The sequence below is a fragment of the Nocardia sp. JCM 34519.1 genome, from assembly GCF_020361265.1.
Lineage (GTDB): Bacteria > Actinomycetota > Actinomycetes > Mycobacteriales > Mycobacteriaceae > Nocardia > Nocardia arthritidis_A.
Genome location: NZ_JAIRBR010000032.1, coordinates 67045 through 84583 on the forward strand (window position 1 = coordinate 67045; position 17539 = coordinate 84583).

Below are 17539 nucleotides of genomic sequence, written 5' to 3' on the forward strand. Positions count from 1 at the left end.
CTCATCACCCCACTCTCTGTTGCCGATCGAAACTCTGACGCGCCTGTGCGAGGTCGCGGTGCAGGTCCCGCGCCAGCCATGGCGGGCAGAACGCGGCGTCGATCCCGGACGCGACGATGTCGAACAGGCCGGTCGGCGGAATATCGAATTCCTCATGGCAGAGCCGATATTCGCGGTTCAGCGAGGTGGCGAACAGCGCGGGATCGTCGCTGCCGAGCGTGATCGGGACACCGGCGGCGAGCAGTGCGGGCAGCGGATGCTCGCCGATGCCCGGCACCGCGCCGGTGCACACATTCGACGACGGGCAGACCTCGAGGGTGATCCCCCGATCCGCCAGATGGTCGAGCAGCGCGCGGTCGCCGACCGCGCGAATGCCGTGCCCGATCCGCTCCGCCCCGAGATCACAAGCGGCCGACCAGATTTCGTCGGCATCGGAGGTTTCCCCGGCATGCGGAACGGCATGCAGCCCGTTCGCCCTCGCCTTGGCGAACGCGGCGCGGAACAGCCGCCGGGGCGCGCCCGCCTCCGGGCCGCCGAGCCCGAAACCCACCGCGCCGTCCGGCTGCTGCCGCAGTATCCAGTCCAGGGTGGCGAACGCTCCGGCGGCGCCGTCATCGGCGGCTACGTCGAATATCCAGTTCAGGTGAATGCCGTGACGTTCGGCGACGAGTCGGCGGCCCGCCGAAAGCGCCTGCGCGAGTTCGTCATCCGGAATACCCACGCGCAGGTGCGACAGCGGGGTGACCGTCACCTCCGCGTACCGGACGTTATCGGCCGCAAGCTGCTCGCCGAGGCCGCACACCAGCGCCACGATCGCCGATCCACTGGTCACCAATCTGTTGAGCGCGGTATACACCGCGAGGAAATGCGCGAAATCGGTGAACCGGAAGTACCGGCGCAGTTCGTCCGGATCGGCGGGCACCCCTGCCTCCGGTCGGCATGCGGCCAGCTCGGCGACGGTATCCACCGCGGCCGAACCGAGCAGGTGCACATGCAATTCCACCTTCGGCAGGGATGCGAGCAGCGCCGCCGACGCATCGTCGGCGAGCTGCCCTCGTCCGTCAGGGGAATCGGTGAAAACCATCCGGATCCCCCTGAGTGGCAACGGCGTACGAGATCTCGCGGTGCGACGAACCGGCCCGGCTCCCGCAATCCTCCGCAACATCAACAATAGCTTTTTAAAGCTAGATCCGCGAGAGCGCGCAATCCGACCGCTTGGACCCTGCATTTGGACGACCCCTTGCCATCGGCAACCTCCACACACGTAGAATACGTATGTAATCTGTAGCTAGTTGCACGTCCATGGAAGCCCGCTGATCGGCCGGCCATGGACGGAGGTCACCGGCTCGAACGGCCGAGTCGCATCGTGGAAGAGGTTCCCGTGAACGGCGCTGTCGATTCCCTCTCGTATCCGGCGGGCACGATGACCGCCGAACCGCCGTCGAGCCTGCGCACCGCGTCGTGGGCCGAAATCCGCCGGTTGTTCGCACTGGATCCGGCGGCCATCCATCTCAACACCGGCACCGTCGGCGTCATGCCCTATGCCGTACTCGACACCGTCGACCGGGTGACCAGGCAGTGGGCCGGCGGCATCGGTGACGTGTATCCGCCGGGGATGTACCCGGACCATCGGGCCACCATCGCCCACGCCTACGGGGTCGACCAGGACGAAATGGTGATCACCCACAACGCGACCGAAGGCGTCGCGCGGGTCATCCACGGTCTGGATCTGCACGCCGGCGACGAGGTCGTCACCACCACGCACGAGTGCTACTCGGTGCTGTCCAACTTCAACCTGCTGCGGAACCGTTTCGGCATCACGCTGCGCACGATCACCCTGCCGACCGGTTACGACGCGCGCGCCGAGGAGATCGTCGACCTGTTCGCGGCGGCGATCACACCGCGCACGAAAGTCCTTGCCTTCGCCGGGATCACGTTGTTCACCGGTACCAGACTCCCAATGCGCGCGCTGTGCGAACTCGCGCACCGGCACGGGCTGATCACGGTGATCGACGGCGCGCTGCTGCCCGGCATGCTCGATCTGGATATGCGCGCGATCGGCGCCGACTTCATCTCCTGCTCCGGCTCCAAATTCCAGTGTGGCCCGCTCGGCACCGGACTTCTCTACGTGCGCAACAAGATTCATCCGGAACACAATCCACTGCCGCTGCCGACATTCTGGCCGATCATCTCCACCTGGTACCCGATGAAGGGCAGCCCGCCGCCGCGCACCAGAACCGGCGTCGAGAGCGACAATATCGGCGACTACCTGCAGAGCGCGGGCAGCGCGAGCATCGCGCGCGGCGCCGCACTCGCCGCCGCCTGCGATATGTGGGACGAGATCGGCCGCGACCGGATCGAACGCCGGATCATGGCCCTCGCCGAATACGCCCGCGACGCCGTCGCCGAACGGTTCGGGCGGGAGGCGATGTACTCCCCCGGCGCCGACCCCCGGCTGCGGTCACCGCTCATCGCCTTCCATCCGTTCCGCCGCCGCGAAGATGCGTGGAACGTCAAGAAGATTCACGAATTCACCATGCGACTACAGCGCGAGCATCGGCTCTTCACCAGGTGGACCGAATTCGACGTCGCCGGGTCGCCGCATCAGCACTACGCCTCCCGTATCACGACACATATCTTCAACGACCAGGACGATATCGATAAGGCCGTCGGCATCATGGCCCGGCTCGCCGAGGAGATGTCGTGACGGAGCAGAACACGCTGCGTCTGTACGGTCCCGGCGCGCTCGACCAGCTGGATCCGGTGTGCTCGCACGCGGGCCCGATCGATCGGATCACCCGGCTCTTCGCCCGGCAGCTGTTCACCTACCACGCGCAGCACGACCTGCGGAACTGGCAGGCCGTCGTGCCGACGCCCGATCTGGCGACCGAGATCCCGTCGATCTACAACGCCGGAATGGGCGCGAGCTATACGAGTTACGTTGTGCACCTGCGGCCAGATGTTTACTGGGACAGCACCCCCGCGCGCCCCGTCACCACCCACGATGTGGTCCGCGGCTTCAAGCGGCTCGGCAACCCACTGCGCCGGTCCACCCTGCTGACCTATTTCACCGACACCATCAGGGGGATGGCCGAGTTCTGCCGCGGTTACGCCGCCGCGTTCGCCAGCGCCGAACCGACCGCACGCGCCCTGTCCGAATACCAGAACTCCCATGACATTCCGGGTCTGCTGGTACTCGACGACCGGACTCTGGTATTCGAACTGCGCAGGCCCGCACTGGATTTCATCGATATGCTGGCGTTGTCCTGCGCCTCGCCCGCGCCGATCGAATACGACGAGTTCCTGCCGGGAAGCCTCGAACTGTGCCGCAACATCCGGTCCACCGGGCCGTATCGTCCGGTTGCCTTCGATCCAGGGCGGGAATTGCGCCTGGTCCGCAACCCGGTGTGGCGCCGGGAAACCGACCCGATCCGGGTGCAATATCTCGATGCAGTGGAGGTCGTCGCGGAATCGGTCCCGGCCGGTGCCGTGGCGGACCGGATCCGAACGGACCGGACGGATCTGGCATGGGGGGTCCGGATCGACGATCCCGCAACACCTTTGGACCACGATCTCGGATTCGCACTCGATCCCTACCTCGTCTTCAACACGCGAGGAGCCGATGCGCTGCGCGAAGTGACCGTGCGCCAGGCGATCTCGTATGCGATAGACAAGTCGGCCATCGCCAGGGCGGTCGCCGGCGACGGCTCCGCGATCCGCATCGCGGGCTCGGCCATCCCGCCGCGCAACGACGGCCATCAGGATCTCGATCCTTATGCGACACAGGGCAATCGCGGCGATCCGGCCAGATGCGCGGCAATGCTCGCCGCCGCGGGCTATCCGAACGGCTTGACCCTCACCGCGATCCACCCGGCAACCGAGCGCGCCCGAGCGATCGCGCGGTGCTACACCGCTAGCCTGGCCGCGGCCGCGATCACGGTGCGGTCCATCGAATTGCCGGAATCGGCCCACCTCGAACTGCTGAAAGATCCTGCGCGGAGCACGGATTGGGATATCGCGCTCGCCGCGTGGGCCCCGACCTGGCCGCAGCACAACGGCCGGGTCTTCGTGCAGCCGCTGTTCGGTTCCGGCGCGAGCGCCAACTACGGCGGCTACCACAATCCCGAAGTGGACGCGTTGATCGAACAGGCACTGACCGCCGAGCGATACGAATCGGCCGCCGCGGCCTGGCGCAAGGCGGAGCGTGTCGCGCTCGCCGACGCGCCCATCGTGCCGATCCTGTTCGAGGTCCCCACCACGCGAGAACTGGCCGCCCACCGAATCAGCTACGCCGCCGTACTCCCCACCCTCGGCCACACGATCGACCTGGCCACCCTGTGGCTCGCCCCGTACTGACCAGAAAAGGGAGGCCGAGATGACCCTCAGCGATATCGTACCGAGCGTCAAAACCCTTCCCGCACCGGCCGATTACCTGTGCGGACTCACCTGGGACGGTTCGCGGTTATGGCACTCCGATCAGAACGCGCGGCGCATCTTCGCCATCGATCCGGCCAACGGCGCGGTGACCCGAACGCTGAGCTGCGCTCGCGTGCGTGCGGATCTCACCTGGGACGGCAATCGGCTGCTCCAGGTCGGCGGGCATCCGAAACGCCTGCTGCTCATCGACCCCGAAACCGGCGAAGCCGAGGGCGAGCTGCCGGTGCGCCCGCCGAGCGGGCGGCTCACCGGCGTCGAATTCGGGCCGGACGGGCTGTGGATGTGCCTGCGCGGACCGACCGTGGTGCAGCTGCGCGACTACGAAACCATGGAGATCGAACGCGAATACCCGACCGGCGGCGCCTCCCCGTCCGGCCTCACCTATGCCGACGGCATGGTCATCCACGGCGATTTCGACGACGCGACGTTACGCGCGATAGACGCGAAAACCGGTGCGCCCGTTGGTGCTTTCCGCGTTCCCGGCCGCCCGACCGGACTCACCTGGGACGGCCGCTACCTCTGGTATTGCGACTTCCCCGCGCGCCGCCTGCGCGCCGTCGAGCTCGACGCGGCACTCGGCAGGCAGTGAACACGTGCAACCCTAGGGTTGCACTTTGGGCGCGAAGCGCGCATTCTGATCGCACAGTGTCAGGTAGTTCGGAGAGGAGAAATCCGGTGAGCGCAGCCGACAAGATCGAGCACGAAGTGGATATCGACGCATCCGTCGCGCGGGTGTGGGAGCTGGTGACCGACCCCGGCTGGTGGGTCGGCGACGGCGACCGATCCGGTCAGAACCGTTGGCGTGAAGGTGATTTCGAGATCATCGAGGACCCCAAGTACGGACGTTTCCCGGTCCGGGTGGAGGCGATGGAGCCGCCGCACTACATCTCCTACCGGTGGGCGTCCTCCTTCCCCGGCGCGCTGCCGGGCGAGGGCAATTCGACGCTGGTGGAGTTCCGGCTGGCCGAGCGAGACGGCGGCACCCGGCTGCGGGTGACCGAGAGCGGCTTCGCCGCACTCAACATGTCCGACGAGGACCGCACCAAGGCCTTCGACGGCAATGTCGACGGCTGGAAAATGCAGCTCGGCGTGCTCAAAGCCAGCGCCGAGTAGTTCGGCGTGATCACCGACCAGTCCACCATCGGCGCAGTACTCGTCGCGCTCGCCGATCCGACCCGGCGCCTGCTGCTCGACAACCTGGCCGAGGCGGGAACGGCCAGCGCGACCACACTCGCCGGCCGCCTGCCGGTTTCGCGGCAGGCGGTGGTCAAACATCTGACCGTCTTGGAGGATGCGGGCCTGGTCACCGGTAAGCGAGCGGGGCGTGAGGTGCTTTACCGGGTCAGCCCGGACCCACTGAACGAATCCGCTCGCTGGCTGGCCGAACTGGCCGGCCGCTGGGAACGCCGCCTGACCGCGATCAAACGTGCCGCCGAGGAGGGATCCTCGGAACAGCCTCGAAAGAGTCGCCCCGTCGGTTAAACTCACTACAAATTTATATCCTGATTTCTGGGAGGCTCGAGATGACCGACGAAGTCGCCGAGTACTATGACAACGTCGGTGAGCTCGAGCGGCTCGTCGGCGGCAATCTGCACCTCGGGTACTGGGACGACGATCGCGACCAGACACCCTTTCTCGTCGCCATGACCAGGCTGACCTGGATGATCGCCGAGCGGATCGCGCTGGATCCGGGACAGCGTCTCCTCGATGTCGGCTGCGGCGTCGCCGAACCCGCGATCGGCCTCACCCGTCGCCTCGATATCTCGGTCACCGGCGTCACGGTCAGCGAGTGGGAGGTCGCGGCGGCGGCCGCGAATGTCGCCGCCTCGGGTTTGTCCGACAAGATTTCGATCGTCAAAGCGGACGCCGCCGCACTACCGTTCCCGAACGGTGAATTCGATGCCGCGATCGCCTTCGATTCACTGCCAAATGCCGCCGATAAGCGGAAATGGTGTGCCGAGATATTCCGGGTGCTGCGACCGGGTAGCCGATTCGCCTACTCGGAATATCCACTGATCGCGCCGGTCAGCCCGGAGCAGGCGGAGATTCTGCGCGCGAATACCGTCACCGACCCGCCGACCAGCATGGAAGCCGCTGTGGCACCGGCGATCTCGGCCGGATTCCAGGTGTTGGAGGAGCGCGACTGCACCGATCAGGTGCGCAGGTTCTATGACGAATTCCTGAAAAGACTCGCGGACCAACGCGACGATCTGATCGCCGCCTACGGGCTGGAGCGCATCGACGCCTTCACATCCGGTATGACGACCATGTTCGAACTCTGCCGCGAAAAGATCGGCTATTACCTCATCGTGTGCCGAAAGCCCTAGGGGCGCCTACGATCGGGCGGCGACCGCGGTGCGCACATCTTCCTCGATGAGGTCGGCGATCATCGCGACCGCGGTCTCCGCACCCATCGCCGCCGCGCCGAGCAGCTGCTTGGCCGGATCGGCGACATTGCCCGCCACCCAGACACCCGGCGCCTCGGTGCGACCCGTGGGGTCGGCGGCGATGTAGTCACCGATTCCGCTCGGGTGCGGGGAGGGCGTGAGCCCGGCCGAAGCGAGCAGGTCGCCGTGCGCGGTGAAGCGTGGACCGATGACCAGCGCTTCCATTTCGATCACCGCGCCACCGCGCAGCTGCACACCGGTCAGGCGATCGTCGGTGACCTGCACGGACGTCACCTCGCCCGCGATGATCTCGATATCGCGGGCGGCCAACTCCGCCGTCTCGGCCTCGGTCAGCGCGGGCCCGGTGTGCTGGAGGAACCGCAGTTTCGCCGACCACTGCCGGAACAACATGGCCTGATGCAGCGCCATCGGGGTGGTGGACAGCACGCCGATGACCTGATCGCGGATCTCCCAGCCGTGGCAGAACGGACAGTGCAGCACGTCACGGCCCCACCGTTCGGCGAGTCCGGGCAGTTCCGGCAGCTCGTCGGTGAGTCCGGTCGCGACGAGTGCGCGGCGACCGCGAATCGTGCGGCCGTCGGCCAGCTCGACGCGCACGATCCCGTCCGAGACAGTCACCGCCGTCGCCGCACCGGTGACGAATTCGACGCCGTACCCCCGCACTTCGGCGTGACCGACCGCCAGGAACTCCCCCGGTGCCATGCCATCCCGGGTGAGGTACCCGTGCATATGCGCGGCGGGCGCGTTCCGCGGTTCTCCGCTGTCCACGACCGCTACCGAATACCGCGCTCTGGCCAGCATCAGGGCACCGCCCAATCCCGCCGCGCCGCCACCGACGACAACCACGTCGTATTCGGTGTCCTGAATCGTCACAGCGGCCTCCCCACAATGATCACCTGGTTATATGAGACAGTAGCATTCTGCTCGCGGAATGCATCGCGTTGTGCGGCAGAAGGTTTCGCGATACGCCGGGTGAGGTGGACGGCGCCGGCGCGGCGTCACTCGTCGGTCAACCACAGATTGGTCAGATCCCCGTTGAGTACCGGATACGGAAGCCAATTCCGCACCCGCTCGGCATGGAACCAGTATTGGTGCGCGAAGAGGATCGGCACCACCGCGCCGTCCCCCAGCACCTCGGCCTCCACCTCGCGGAACAGCGCCGCGGCCCGCGTCTCGTCCGCCGTCAGCGCCGCCGCCAGCAGGTCGTTCACCTTCGCGCTGTGGTAGTGGCCGAAATTCGAACCCCAGTCGCCGTTCTCGCGCACACCCCTGCTGTCGAACAGCGCTTGCAGATATGTTCTGGCGTTGTTGCCATACCAGTCCGGCTCCCAGCCGGTCAGCGCGATATCCCAGCGGTGCTGCCCGGCCGGGCTGAAATACTCCGAGAAGAGCTCGTTGATCGACACGCCCACCAGCTCGACCCGGATGCCCGCTCGGGCCAGCGCGGCCTTGACCACCGCCGCGGTCTCCGGATGGATATCGCGATCGCGGAAGAGCAGCCGCAGCGTGAGCCCATCCGGATAACCCGCCCGTGCCAGCAGCTTCCGGGCCTTGTCCGGATCGCCGCGACCGCCCGCGGTGCCGTAGGGATGGAACTCCCGGTGCGCCGTGCACAGCGGGGGCAGAATCTGGTCGGCGATATCGTTCAGCCGCGGACCACCCCACACCCGCGACACCGCGGCCTTGTCCACCGCGTAGTGCAGGGCGATCCGGACGTCCCGGTCCGCCACGGCCGGACTCGCGAAATTGACGACGATATAGGGGCTCAACAGTCCGGCGGGATATACCTCCAGCCGCGAATCGCCGGTTTCGAGCAGCTTCGGCAGCTCTTCGGTGAGCGGTTGGATATCCCACAGCATATCCGCCTCGCCGGCCGCGACAAGATCGTGCGCTCCTCGCTCGGAAAGCCCTTGCCGGACCACGATCCGGTCGACATAGGCCGAGCGCAGCTCGTCCGATGCCGGATCCCATGCCGAATTCCGTTCCAGCACAATCGAATCACCGGGAAGGTGCCGCACGACCCGATAGGGCCCGTTCGAGGCGAGCACGCCCTCGAACTCCCTGCTGCCCGGCACGAAAGGCAGGTACTCCGGCGGCGCCGGAGTGGCGAACGGCAGTGCCAGCATGTTGAGGAAATCGGCGGCCGGATATCGGGTGGTAAAGAGAATTTCCGAATCCCCTTGTGCGCGAACACCACTCACCTCGGACCGGTCGAGCAGCTCGGCGACGGCCGCCGGTGGCGCGGCCGCGAGCCGATCGCGGAATTCGCTCATTCCCTGAATCGTGTCGAGGTAGTAGGCCAGCCCGGGACTGCTCGCGAGCGGATGGGCCAGGCGCTTGATACCCCGGACCACATCGTTCGCCGTCAGCGCGCGCACGCCCGACGACGTCCACCAGCGCAGGCCCTCGCGCAGGGTGAACCGGTACTCGGTGCCGCCCGCGCGGATCCGGCCGTTGGCCACCGTCGGAACCTCGGTCGCGAGGTCGGCGACGAGTTTGCCCGCCTCCTCCCGATTCCGGCTCGCGACATATCCGACGAGTTGCCGGGTGTAGGCGCGGACGATGCCGCGGGTCGCCGTGTGATACGCCAGCGCGGGATCGAGATGGTCGACGTCGCCGCCCCCGACCATGGTGAACGTGCCGCCGCGGCGCGGCCTCCGGCGATCAGCCGAACTCGCCGGCTCACGCATCATCTTCCGCACCGTCACCCTCCGCTTTCCGGGACAAATACTACTTACATTACATATAGTGACATAGAGCAACGAGAAAATGGAGGTCGGAGCAATGAGCGGTGATCGACCCCGATACGGCGGCATCCTGCGACTGTTCGGTCCGGGCAGTATGGATCACGTCGATCCGGCGAGTTCCTATTACATGCTCTCCGGCCAGATCATCCGGCTGTACACGCGGCAGCTGTTCACCTATCGGCCGGTGGCCCGCCTGCACGACTGGACGCAGGTGACGCCGGTACCCGATGTCGCACTCGAGATTCCCACCGTCGCCAACGGCGGGCTGAGCCGCGACCAGCTGACATACACCATCCGGCTACGCCGCGATGTCAACTGGGACACCACCCCGGAGCGCCCGGTGACGGCGGCGGATTTCGTGCGCGGCTTCAAGCGGATGTGCAATCCGGTGCTGCGGGCCGGGGCGATCCACTACTACACCAGCACCATCAAAGGCATGGCCGAATACTGCGACGACTACGCCGCCGCGGTATCCCACGATCCGAGCGCCGCCGAACTCGCGCGCTTCCAGAATTCCCGCGACATACCCGGCATCACCGCGGTGGACGAGCACACCCTGGTCTTCGAATTGACCAGGCCCGCCCTCGATTTCATTCATATCCTGTCGATGATGTTCGCCTCCCCCGCACCGGCCGAATACGACGAATTCATCCCGGACAGCCCCCAATTCCGGCGCAACATCCGCTCGCTCGGACCCTACCGGCTCAGCCACTACGTCCACGGCAAGGAATTGCGCATGACGCGCAATCCGTCGTGGCGACAGGAGACGGATCCGGTCCGCCACCAATACATCGACGGCGTCGAGATCACCATGGAGCTGGCGACACCCGAGCAGGTCGGTGCCGTGATCAACTCCGGGGCGGCCGATCTTTCCTGGGCATCCCCGGTCACCGAACCCTACGATGTCAGCCCGGCCGACCCGGGCAACAACCTCGGCTACGCGCTGAACCCGTACCTCGTATTCAATACGGTCAGCCCCAACGCCGCCGGCGCCATGGGTAAACGCGAAGTGCGCCAGGCGATCTCGTACGCGGTCGACAAGAGGGCGATGGTCGCCATCTTCGACGAATTGAGTGTCGGCACGGTGATGTGGCCGGCCCGTTCGGCGATCCCGCCCGGAAATTACGGCTACGAGGATTTCGACCTGTACGCGACACCGGACGATCGAGGCGATCCCGAATTGGCTCGCACGCTCCTCGCCGAGGCGGGCTACCCGGTCGGGCTGACCTTGACGATGGTGCACCGGGATGTGGACGCGAATCCCGAAGTCGCCCAGTCGCTTGCGATCGATCTCGCGAAAATCGGGATCACGCTGCGGCTCATCGCGATGGGTCACGCCCACTACTATCCGTTCCTGCGCGATCCGGCCAATGCCCACGCGGGCGCCTGGGATATTTCGGCGCCCGCGTGGACGCCGGATTGGTTCGGCAACAATGGCCGCGCCTTCCTGCAACCGATGTTCCAGACCAATGAGGTGCGCGGCACCGGCAATTACGGCTGCTATAGCAATCCCGCCGTGGACCGGATGATCGACGAGGCCCTCTCCGCCACCGATCCCGCACGCGCGCACGCGGCATGGCACGCGGTGGATCAGCAGGTGATGCGGGACGCGGCCATCGTGCCGATCCTGGTGCACGCGCCGACCATTCCGCACCTGCGCGGCGCCCGGGTGCGCAACGCCATCGCGATGCCGACCATCGATCGCTGGTTCGATCTGTCCAACCTCTGGCTCGACCCGGCCGAATGAGTTACGAGCCGATCGTCCGCGACTATCTGCTGCTCGGCCTGCGCCTCGGCAAACTCGTCGACGGATTCGTGGACAGCTGGTTCGGCGATATCCGGCTGACGCGTCAGGTGGACGGGGAGCCCGCCGCCGATCCGCGCGAACTGGCCGCGCAGGCGGCCGGATTGCGCGCCGAGCTACCCGATTCGGGGCTGGCGGCCGCACGCCAGCGGTTCCTGTGCGCGCAGCTCACGGCCCTGGAGTGCGCCGCGGCTCGGCTGGCGGGCGCGAAAACGCCCTTCCTGCAGGAGGTTCACCGCTACTTCCAGGTCGAGATCACCCTCGGCGATCCGGAAGAATATGCGGCCGTTCATGATTCGATCGCCGAGCTACTGCCGGGCAGCGGTGGGCTCGCGGCGCGACTCGACGCGTACTACGCGCGCAACACCATTCCCCCGGCCCGCATGCGGCGCGCGGTCCAGGCGGTCTCCGACGAGTTGCGTCTGCTCGCCCGCCCGATGTTCGGCCTACCCGCCGGGGAACGCGTCGATTACGAAGTGGTGCACGGGAAACCGTGGAATGCGTTCAACCGGTACCTCGGCGATTTCCACTCGAAGGTCGCGCTGAACGACGGTGCGGGCCGCGCCATCGGCGCCCTGCCGACCCTCGTGACCCATGAGGCCTATCCCGGCCATCACACCGACCACTGCGTCAAGGAGGCCGGTCTGGTACGCGAGCGCGGACACGCCGAACAGCTGATCTCCCTGGTGAATACGCCGCAGTGCCTGATCTCCGAGGGCGCCGCCGAACTCGCGCTCACCGCCGTACTGGGTCGGGGCTGGGGCGACTGGACGGCGAAAATTCTTGCGGCCGAAGGGATCTACCACGAGGGCGAGCTGACCGAGCGGATCATGCCCCTGATCAGGCGGCTGCTACCCGCGCGTCAGGACGCGCTGATCATGCTGCACGACCGCGGGGCGGATATCGACGAGGTCACCGACTATCTCGAGCACTGGCTGCTGCTCCCCCGCGATCGAGCCGAGCATATGGTGAGTTTCCTGACCGATCCGCTGTGGCGCGCATACGCGGTCACCTATATCGAGGGTGCGCGACTGGTCGGCGCGTGGCTGGCCGCCGGACCGGATGATCAAGTCGCCGAACGTTATCTGTCGCTGTTGCGGGAACCGCTGTTGCCGCTCGATCTCGTGAACGAGCTCAACTGCTGACGCCGGGCACCGCGATCGCCCGCAGTTGCAGCGTGGTGTGATCGCAGTACCAGATCCGGCTCCCGTCCCAGGTGAGCCCGGTCGGATTGCCCGCGACATCGTAGGAGGCGACCTCGCGTCTGCTCGCCAGGTCGACCAGATTGATCATGCCTCCGCGATAGTCGGCATAGACCAGATAATTATCGGAAACGGTGACACCCGCGGGCGCGACCCGCACCGGGATCGCGTCGACCAGGCGCAATCCGTCGGTGGTGCGCAGATCGATCGACCGGCGATCCGCATAGCCGAGCCACACCCCGTGCTTGGTCGCCTCCAGACCCGAAAGTACCGCGCCCGGACGGGGATTCGGCAATTCGGTGACCGTGTCACCGGTCGCCGGATCGATTACCCGCAGCGCGTGGTCCTCGCCCGCGACCTGTACCAGCTGCCCGCCGAGCGTGGTCAGATCCGATCGGATCCGCTCGCAGGGGATCTGATGTTGTACCGCGCCGCTGGCCGGATCGACCGCGATGATCTGGTTCAGCACGCCCTCGGAGAACCACAGGAGATCGCCAGACCAGGTGAGGCCGCACAATTTCAGCGCGTGCACCGAAATATCGCGGACGGTCCCGACGGAGTACGGCATCACGCCCTCGATTCCCTTGTCGCCACCGCACAGTCGAGCCGCCATTCGGTGACCACCCTCGATCTGGCTGCGCCCGACGGCCGGTGCACGGCGATCCGCACATCGTCACCGGCGCGCACCGCGGTATGCCGCAGCGGCCAAATCCACACCGCCCAATTGCATCCCGGATAGGAGGGGTAATTCGACAGCGAGATGTCGTCGGTGAGATCGGCGGTGAAATAGCCCATGATCGCGTGCAGATTTCCCGGTCGGGTGATGGCCAGCGACAGCCGGTCCACCATCGGCGTCGGTGCGCTCAGCAGTCGCGGCAGGCGTTGGAAGAAGTGCAGCTGAGCGCGCGGTTCGGCGAAATCCTGCACGGCGTCGAGCCGGTAGCCGTGGAAATCGCTGCCCCAGATGCCCCACCCCTCGTCGTCGAATTCGATGGCGGCCAGCGTTGTGGTCAACCGGCGCGGAATCACCTGGCCGCCCGGCCGCAGATTCTTGCGGGCCACGCTGTCGAGCACCCGCATCATATTTTCTTCCGGGCCGAGGTTGCCCATCATCTCCGAGACGATGACATCGGCCTGCCGTGGCAGGCGAACCGCCCGCGCGTCGCCCTGGATCAGGGTTATCTGTTCCTTCAGCTCGTTGTCGGCGATGACGCGCTCGGCCAGCGCCGCCATCTCCGGATCGGCCTCGATCGAATACACGTGTGCGGCACCGTGTTTCAGCGCGAGCAGGGATAACGCCAAGGTGCCCGCGCCGACGTCGGCGACGATCGAGCCCGGCCGGACGGATCGGGCCAGGGCCCGATCGTAGGCGGCTATACGCGGTCGGTCGGCGAGCATCACCTGATGCATGAGAAGTACCAGCTGATCCATCGACGCCCTCCCGGGTGTTGGATGTGCGGCGTTCGCGGCGCCACCGCCCGCGGACCGACGCGCACGCCGTATCGCTATGGATATTTCAAGGAAACTCAATCGGGTGGCCCGCGTCAAGCGCGGACCACCCGATGAGCGCCCTTAGACGTTGACGGCCGCGTGCTCGCCGACGAACGCGTCCCGCATGACCAGGTTGATACCGGTCAACCGGGCCCTGACCTCGTCCTTGGTGGTGACCAGCGCGGCGTCGGCGCCGTTCATCTGGAGTTCGGTTCCGGTGGCCTCCATGCTGCCCAGCTTGCCGAATACATGCACCGGGTTGGTCGCGTAGAGGGTCGCCTCGGGGGTCACCAGCTCGAACTCGGTGTCGATATGCAGTTCGCTGGGGAAGCGAACGCGGCTGAGGCTGTCCTCGGTGCCCTCACCGAGCGTGCCGCCGGACGGCCGCGGGAAGCTCACCCGCAGCATGACCCGGCCGCCGAGTTCGGCGCAGTGACCCGATACCGCGATGCGCGAGATCTGGGCCAGCACACCGTTGCCCTCGTCGTGCTTCTCCGGTCCGAACAGCAGGATTTCGGTGCCGGCGGCCCGCTTGTAATCGCCGGCCAGGTCGACGAATACCTCCTTGCCGCCCACCTCGAGTTTGGCCCGGCCCTCCAACGAGACCTGCATGATCATCGACGGATCGACGAGCATGGAGATGCACGGTCCGGCGCTCGGCATGAAGAACATGCTCGGGGTGATGCCGACCGGCTCGTTGTCGTCGTTGGCCGGGTACCACGCCTCGGGCAGTGTGGTACCGCGCACGACGTTCGGGCCGACGATCACGTCGAACGGCCCGTCACCGCGCGGCTTACCCAGGTACGGGCCGGTCAGCGGCTTCTTGAAGGGCGGAATATGGTCGACGACGCCGTTGATGTCGATGACGTTGCGGTGCGCCAGCCGCAGCGTGCTCGACTCCAGGATGCCGAACCGGCGAATGTTGAACTCCGCGGGGAAGTTCTTGCCGGGCGTGATCTGGCGTACGTGACCGGTGTTGGGCAGATACGGATTGGACAGCACCTGGATGCGGTCGTTCAACTCGTAACTGAAGCCCTTGATGCCGACCTCGGGAGCCGAGATCAATTCGGTTTCGAATTCCGCGTATCCCTTTTCGTCGACACGATGTTCGAATCCCGGCATGGGCCACTTGTTCAGCTGAACGAAGCCGGAGAGATTGATGGTCTCCCGACGTCCGGCATAGTAGTCCTCGCCGAAGGCCACCGTGGCGGCCGCGAGGATGTGCGGACGGATCGGCTTCGGTTCCAGGTTCAGCGACTCGTAAGTCTCCTTGAATGAACTCAATCCAGACACCTCCAGCGTCTGTGTATTGGTTTAACGGTTTAGTTACTATATGTTTTTTAACCTACTAGCGTCAATGGTTGCGCGCCTCCGGATAACGGGGAACATCAAGATTTATTGCGGGCGGTACGAATTCCGGAACACGACTTTGCCGCGCAATACGTGGCCGTATTGCGCGGCTTATTTCCGTTCGAATCAGGTCAGCGAAGTCTCCCGGCTTTTGGGTCCGAATATCAATCTCGCCGCATCGATGAGGTCCGGATCCGCCTCGCCGTTCCAGCCTTCGACGTCGACGGTGATGGTTTGGCCTGCGCCGATTTCGCCGAAGAGGATCTTTTCGGAGAGTTGGTCTTCGATCTCGCGTTGGATGGTGCGCCGCAGTGGCCGGGCGCCGAGGACGGGGTCGAAACCGCGTTTGGCGAGCAGGTTCTTGGCGTTGGGGGTGAGCTCGATCGCCATGTCCTTGTTCTTGAGCTGGGTGGCGACGCGGCCGATCATCAAATCCACCATCTCGACGATTTGGTCGTTGGTGAGCTGGTGGAACACGATCACGTCGTCGATGCGGTTGAGGAACTCGGGCCGGAAGTGTTTCTTCAGCTCGTCGTTGACCTTCAGCTTCATCCGCTCGTAGTTGGAGCCCTCGTTGTTGGACTGGGTGAACCCCAACCCGACCGCCTTGGAGATATCGGAGGTGCCCAGGTTCGAGGTGAAGATCAGCACCGTGTTCTTGAAGTCCACCGTCCGGCCCTGACCATCGGTCAACCGGCCATCCTCCAACACCTGCAGCAGGGTGTTGTAGATCTCCTGATGCGCCTTCTCGATCTCGTCGAACAACACCACCGAGAACGGCTTGCGCCGCACCTTCTCGGTGAGCTGACCACCCTCCTCATACCCGACATACCCGGGCGGGGCGCCGAACAGGCGGGAGGCGGTGAACCGGTCGTGGAACTCACCCATATCGATCTGGATCAACGCGTCGTCATCACCGAACAAGAAGTTCGCCAAAGCCTTGGACAGCTCGGTCTTCCCGACACCGGAGGGGCCGGCGAAGATGAACGACCCCGACGGCCGCTTCGGGTCCTTCAACCCCGCGCGGGTGCGGCGGATCGCCTTCGACACGGCCTTGACCGCATCCTCCTGGCCGATGATCCGCTTGTGCAGCTCATCCTCCATCCGCAGCAGCCGGGTGGTTTCCTCCTCGGTCAGCTTGAACACCGGGATCCCGGTCCAGTTCGCCAGCACCTCGGCGATCTGCTCGTCATCGACCTCGGCGACCACATCCAGATCCCCCGAACGCCACTGCTTCTCGCGTTCGGCCCGCTTGGCGACGAGCTGCTTTTCCTTATCCCGCAACCGGGCGGCCTTCTCGAAGTCCTGCGCATCGATCGCCGACTCCTTCTCCCGGCGCGCCTCAGCGATCTTGTCATCGAACTCCCGCAGGTCCGGCGGCGCGGTCATCCGACGGATCCGCATCCGCGCCCCCGCCTCATCGATCAAATCGATCGCCTTATCCGGCAAGAACCGGTCATTGATATACCGGTCGGCCAACGTCGCCGCCGCGACCAGCGCGCCATCGGTGATCGACACCCGGTGATGGGCCTCATACCGGTCCCGCAGACCCTTGAGGATGTTGATCGTGTGCTCCACCGTCGGCTCGCCGACCTGCACCGGCTGGAACCGCCGCTCCAACGCGGCGTCCTTCTCGATGTACTTGCGGTACTCATCCAGCGTGGTCGCGCCGATGGTCTGCAACTCACCGCGCGCCAGTTTCGGCTTCAGGATCGAGGCCGCGTCGATCGCGCCTTCGGCCGCGCCCGCACCCACCAGGGTGTGCAGCTCGTCGATGAACAAAATGATGTCACCGCGAGTGTTGATCTCCTTGAGGACCTTCTTCAACCGCTCCTCGAAATCACCGCGATACCGGCTACCCGCCACCAGCGAACCCAAATCCAGGGTGTAGAGCTGCTTATCCTTCAACGTCTCCGGCACCTCACCGTTGACGATCCGCTGCGCCAGGCCCTCCACCACCGCGGTCTTACCCACACCCGGTTCACCGATCAACACCGGATTGTTCTTGGTGCGGCGGGAGAGAACCTGCATGACCCGCTCGATCTCCTTCGAACGGCCGATCACCGGATCCAGCTTGCCCTCCAACGCCGCCTGGGTCAG

At 65.7% G+C, this 17539-nt stretch carries 15 protein-coding genes; 8 read left to right on the top strand and 7 right to left on the bottom strand.

The features are described 5' to 3' along the window. Positions 1–4 precede the first annotated feature (4 nt). On the bottom strand, positions 5–1084 hold the full coding sequence (gene add / locus LGY53_RS41340; RefSeq protein ID WP_225732136.1) for an adenosine deaminase: 1080 nt from the start codon (positions 1082–1084) through the stop codon (positions 5–7). Between the two features lie 297 nt (positions 1085–1381). Here add and LGY53_RS41345 point away from each other — a divergent pair, with 297 nt between their 5' ends. From LGY53_RS41345 to LGY53_RS41370, 6 genes are all read left to right on the top strand, one after another. Then, positions 1382–2707, top strand: coding sequence for an aminotransferase class V-fold PLP-dependent enzyme (locus LGY53_RS41345; protein ID WP_225732137.1), 1326 nt, complete (start codon positions 1382–1384; stop codon positions 2705–2707). Next, positions 2704–4356: an ABC transporter substrate-binding protein gene (locus LGY53_RS41350; RefSeq protein WP_225732138.1), complete on the top strand. Its 1653-nt coding sequence runs from the start codon at positions 2704–2706 to the stop codon at positions 4354–4356. Before LGY53_RS41345 ends, LGY53_RS41350 begins: the two co-directional genes overlap by 4 nt. 19 nt (positions 4357–4375) lie before the next feature. Then, positions 4376–5026, top strand: a complete 651-nt coding sequence (locus LGY53_RS41355; protein WP_225732139.1) for a PQQ-binding-like beta-propeller repeat protein — start codon at positions 4376–4378, stop codon at positions 5024–5026. An 86-nt stretch (positions 5027–5112) separates the two neighbouring features. Continuing rightward, positions 5113–5550: an SRPBCC domain-containing protein gene (locus LGY53_RS41360; protein ID WP_225732140.1), complete on the top strand. Its 438-nt coding sequence runs from the start codon at positions 5113–5115 to the stop codon at positions 5548–5550. A gap of 6 nt (positions 5551–5556) precedes the next feature. Then, a complete protein-coding gene (locus tag LGY53_RS41365; protein WP_225732141.1) occupies positions 5557–5919 on the top strand; it encodes a helix-turn-helix transcriptional regulator in 363 nt (120 codons plus the stop codon). A 41-nt stretch (positions 5920–5960) separates the two neighbouring features. Further along, positions 5961–6764, top strand: coding sequence for a methyltransferase domain-containing protein (locus LGY53_RS41370; RefSeq protein WP_225732142.1), 804 nt, complete (start codon positions 5961–5963; stop codon positions 6762–6764). Positions 6765–6770: 6 nt separating this feature from the next. Here LGY53_RS41370 and LGY53_RS41375 read toward each other — a convergent pair whose 3' ends face one another. After that, a complete protein-coding gene (locus LGY53_RS41375) occupies positions 6771–7718 on the bottom strand; it encodes an NAD(P)/FAD-dependent oxidoreductase (protein ID WP_225732143.1) in 948 nt (315 codons plus the stop codon). Positions 7719–7843: 125 nt separating this feature from the next. After that, positions 7844–9538 (bottom strand): ABC transporter substrate-binding protein, encoded by a 1695-nt coding sequence (locus LGY53_RS41380; protein ID WP_225732144.1) that lies wholly within the window; start codon positions 9536–9538, stop codon positions 7844–7846. Between the two features lie 91 nt (positions 9539–9629). On the opposite strand from LGY53_RS41380, the gene LGY53_RS41385 reads away from it, so the two are divergent. Next, the gene (locus tag LGY53_RS41385; RefSeq protein ID WP_225732145.1) at positions 9630–11339 is read left to right on the top strand and encodes an ABC transporter substrate-binding protein; all 1710 of its coding nucleotides are present in this window, start codon (positions 9630–9632) and stop codon (positions 11337–11339) included. After that, on the top strand, positions 11336–12541 hold the full coding sequence (locus tag LGY53_RS41390) for a DUF885 domain-containing protein (protein WP_225732146.1): 1206 nt from the start codon (positions 11336–11338) through the stop codon (positions 12539–12541). Before LGY53_RS41385 ends, LGY53_RS41390 begins: the two co-directional genes overlap by 4 nt. Here LGY53_RS41390 and LGY53_RS41395 read toward each other — a convergent pair. The 4 genes from LGY53_RS41395 to LGY53_RS41410 form a co-directional block, all read right to left on the bottom strand. After that, entirely contained in the window at positions 12531–13211 is a 681-nt protein-coding gene (locus LGY53_RS41395; RefSeq protein WP_225732147.1) for a hypothetical protein, read from the bottom strand. The genes LGY53_RS41390 and LGY53_RS41395 overlap by 11 nt on opposite strands. Further along, positions 13166–14029, bottom strand: a complete 864-nt coding sequence (locus tag LGY53_RS41400) for a methyltransferase domain-containing protein (RefSeq protein ID WP_225732148.1) — start codon at positions 14027–14029, stop codon at positions 13166–13168. Before LGY53_RS41400 ends, LGY53_RS41395 begins: the two co-directional genes overlap by 46 nt. Positions 14030–14170: 141 nt before the next feature. Next, positions 14171–15373 carry a DUF6004 family protein gene (locus LGY53_RS41405; RefSeq protein ID WP_225732149.1) on the bottom strand — a complete coding sequence of 401 codons (1203 nt, stop codon included), beginning with the start codon at positions 15371–15373 and terminating at the stop codon, positions 14171–14173. A 192-nt stretch (positions 15374–15565) separates the two neighbouring features. Continuing rightward, a partial coding sequence (locus LGY53_RS41410; protein WP_225732150.1) for an ATP-dependent Clp protease ATP-binding subunit occupies positions 15566–17539 on the bottom strand: 1974 nt, incomplete at its 5' end.